The sequence below is a fragment of the Paenibacillus taichungensis genome (assembly GCF_003287275.1).
Lineage (GTDB): Bacteria > Bacillota > Bacilli > Paenibacillales > Paenibacillaceae > Paenibacillus > Paenibacillus taichungensis_A.
In genome coordinates this window covers 1-1,082 of the sequence record NZ_QEVW01000054.1, presented here as the reverse complement: position 1 = coordinate 1,082, position 1,082 = coordinate 1, and the positions used below count along the sequence as shown (strand labels likewise).

The following is a 1,082-nucleotide window of genomic DNA, read 5'->3' as shown; positions in this document are numbered from 1 at the left end:
CAAGGGCTTATCTCTGATAGAGCCACAGGAGCTGCTGAACTTTCTACCCTTACACCTATGGTCCAGGACAAATCCAAGGTTAGCGAAGCCTTCGCGGCCACAACGAAACTACAAGTAGTCATTCCCGATTCCGGATCTGAGGAAATGCAGAGAGCAGTCACCCAAACAGCTAAAAACTTTAAAGAATCCTATTCGCAAGTTGCTGACAGCATAGCTCATGCTTACATGTCAGTAGGAGATCCCCAAAAAGACTTAGCTGATACGTTTTGGGAATATAGCCCCTACTTCGCAAGTAGCGGCACAAGCTCGGCTCAAATGAGTAATTTTCTAAGTCAAACGGTCAAAGAAGGGGCCTTTAATTTCGACAAGCCGGGCGATTTTTTCAAAGAGGTTTTTGGGGTTAAGGCACTTAATGCTGACGACATGGCTGATTACTTTGGTGCTCGGGGATCAGGGAAGAAAGATGCTGCACGACAAGCTGAAGCTTTTACTGCAGACATCAATTCCGGGGATAAACAGAGAGCCCAGGGCGCGATAGCTGCTTTACTTGCTGATATGGCCAGCCAAGACCGTAATGAATTGAAGCAGTCATTGACCAATCTGGGGTCAGCAACGGGTGAAGATAATGCAGACTCAATCTTGAAGACATATGGCGTAGCCTTTGAGAAAGCGCCTGATATGACGGGTACAACGGATCGATTAGTCTCGCAGCAACAAGCAGCTGATCCAATGACAGAGTACAGACAGTCACAGGCAGATATTCAAATGCAGATGCAGGACATTGGCGGCAATATCATGCAGTCAGCAGTTCCAGCAATGAAAGAGTTCAACTCCTTGCTGACCGATAACAAGGCTCAAATTGAAGGGTTGGGTTCTGGGATCGCAACAGGAATTAGTAATATCGTTAGCTTTTATCATGAATTTTCTGGTGTCATTAACAAAGTATTCATTGGATTAGCTGGGGTATTAGCGCTCAAGGGTACTGCGAGTATGGTGAAGGGTACTAAGAATCTTTACGGAGATGTTACTAGCGCAGGAAAATGGGCATGGAACAAAATTCCCGGCACTCGTAAATTTGGTGG

Annotated in this window: 1 pseudogene; it reads left to right on the top strand. The window is 45.9% G+C overall.

Features of this window, described 5'->3' with window-relative positions:
* Nucleotides 1–57 precede the first annotated feature (57 nt).
* Nucleotides 58–1,082 (top strand): annotated as a pseudogene (locus DC345_RS31400) (tail tape measure protein); the annotation flags it as partial.